At 43.5% G+C, this 2340-nt stretch carries 2 protein-coding genes and 1 pseudogene; all 3 read left to right on the forward strand.

Annotated features, from left to right (window positions below; all coding sequences use genetic code 11):
* Positions 1-80: 80 nt before the first annotated feature.
* Positions 81-380, forward strand: coding sequence for a hypothetical protein (locus GQR47_RS20095; RefSeq protein ID WP_002963294.1), 300 nt, complete (start codon positions 81-83; stop codon positions 378-380).
* On the forward strand, positions 377-811 hold the full coding sequence (gene tnpB, locus GQR47_RS20100) for an IS66 family insertion sequence element accessory protein TnpB (RefSeq protein ID WP_024596287.1): 435 nt from the start codon (positions 377-379) through the stop codon (positions 809-811). The genes GQR47_RS20095 and tnpB overlap by 4 nt, the downstream gene beginning before the upstream one ends.
* Positions 808-2318, forward strand: a pseudogene (locus GQR47_RS20105) (IS66 family transposase). Before tnpB ends, GQR47_RS20105 begins: the two are co-directional and overlap by 4 nt.
* The last annotated feature ends 22 nt before the right edge of the window (positions 2319-2340 follow it).

Here is a 2340-nt window from a genome sequence, read left to right on the forward strand (position 1 = left end):
GTAAGCGTCTAGCAAAGTGCACCTGCCAGTAATTCGTCAAACCGATTAAGCTATTTCTTAATTTCAATTAGGAGATAGCCATGAGAAAAACACGTAGCCTTGAGCAGTGGCGTAACATTATCGAAGAACAACAAGCCAGCGATTTAACTATTACTGAGTTTTGCCAGCAACATGCCTTATCTAAAACAAGCTTTTATGCGGCACGAAGTAAGCTTAATACTGAATCCAGTCGTTTTGTTCAAGCAAAAGTCACTAAACACGTCGCCCCCACTGAACAGCAACTGCCGATCATGCTTACTATCGGCAGCGTGAAAATTAGCTTCCCACCCACAATGCCTGTCGCTTATTTGAGTCAATTGTTGCGTGAGCTTGCCTTATGAAAATGTTTGTTGAACCCGCGCGTATTTACTTGCATCGTGACGCCGTGGATTTTCGAAAGTCCATTGATGGTCTGGTCGCACTCGTTGAAAGCGAGCTTGAACGTGACGCTTACACTGGCGCATTATTTTTGTTCTGCAATAAATCGAAAGATAAACTCAAGCTGGTTTACTGGGATAAAACGGGGTTTGCTTTGTGGTACAAGCGTTTAGAAAAACAAAAGTTCAAATGGCCAAGTAAAGTCAGTTTGCAAGAATTTGAACTCAGTCCTGGGCAATTGGATTGGTTGTTGTCGGGATATGATGTGCTTGGTCATGAAGAATTGCAGTATCAATCGATCATATTGACAGTAAATGATCGTTGCCACACCGCCTGCTTTATCTTTGCGTCAAACAAGAAAACAACGTCAAATTCTGTTAAATTGCGAACATGAAAATTGATGCACACTTACTTCCTGACGACCTAGAACAACTCAAGCGCATGGTGCTTGAGTTGTTCTAGGTCGTTGCTGAAAAAGATGCGCAAATTCACGAATTACTGCAAGCTTATAACGCGAAGCTTGCCAAAGAGTACGCGAAGAAATCTGAAAAGATGCCCGGTGCTGGAGAGCGCTTCAATGAAGCAGAAAACATTCTTGATGAACATGATAAAGCGCTATTGGCCACATCGCCCTTAGTAAAGAAAGAAAAAGCCAAACCGAAACGCCGGCCACTGCCAGCACAGTTACCACGAGTCGAGGTGGTTGTTGACCTTGATGAGGATGAAAAAGTGTGTGATTGCTGTCAAAGCCCACTTCACAAAATGGGTGAAAGCAGCAGTGAAACACTCGAATTTGTGCCAGCGCATATCAAGGTTGTCAAAACTATTCGCCCTAAATATACGTGCCGTCACTGTGAGCGTGAAGGGATTGAAAGTGTAGTGAAAACGGCAAAAATGCCCGCAACACCTATTCCAAAAAGTATCGCCACGCCCAGTTTACTGAGCCAAATAATCATGTGTAAATACCAGTTTGGCTTGCCGCTTTATCGCCAAGAAACGTTATTTTCTGATATCGGTATTGAGTTGAGCAGGCAAACCATGTCGAGCTGGATGTTACGCTGTGCTGAATTGTTGTCACCGCTCTATCAGCGTTTAAAAGAAATCTTGTTATCTCAAGCAGTTATTCATGGCGATGAAACCTCGTTAAACGTTATTAACGCAGAGAAAGCGACCAGCTATATGTGGCTGTACTGTTGTGGCGATGATAAGCCGGGTAAAGACACTAATATTGTCCTGTTTGATTATCATAATAGTCGCGCGGCCCACTGTGTAGTTGGTTTTCTTGACGGTTATCAAGGCTACATGCACGTTGACGGCTACAAAGCATACGAGCAAACGAAGGCAACACTGGTTGCGTGCTTAGCTCATATACGCCGTAAGTTCATCGAGGCCAAAGGCAATAATAAAAAAACCGTTAAAGCGGATGTAGCACTTAACCTTATTCGCAAACTCTATGGTATTGAGCAAGCCATCAAAGGTAAATCGGTCAGTGAAAAATTCACCGTTAGGCAGCAAAAAGCCAAACCAATCGTTGATGAATTGTATCAATGGTTACTCAAACACAAAGATAAAATCCCTCCCCAAATGGCGCTAGGGAAAGCAATTACCTATGCGATAAACCAGTTTGAGAAATTCAGGCGTTACCTCGATGATGGCAGGCTCAGTATTGATAATAACCGAGCAGAGCGAGCCATAAAACCGTTCGTAATAGGGCGGTTTTATGGCTGTTCTCAAATACCAGTAATGGCGCGCATGCCAGCGCCATACTCTATAGTCTTGTTGAAACCGCAAAGGCAAATGATCTTGTAGTGCATGACTACATCTCAACGTGCTTGCAACATATTGCAGAGCAGCCAAGTAACCTTGAGCCACTGCTACCTTGGAATATTAAGCAAGGCTAGGTGTCGTTAGCTATACGCTTAC

This window comes from Pseudoalteromonas sp. Z1A2 (genome assembly GCF_011378755.1).
GTDB classification, from domain to species: domain Bacteria; phylum Pseudomonadota; class Gammaproteobacteria; order Enterobacterales; family Alteromonadaceae; genus Pseudoalteromonas; species Pseudoalteromonas distincta.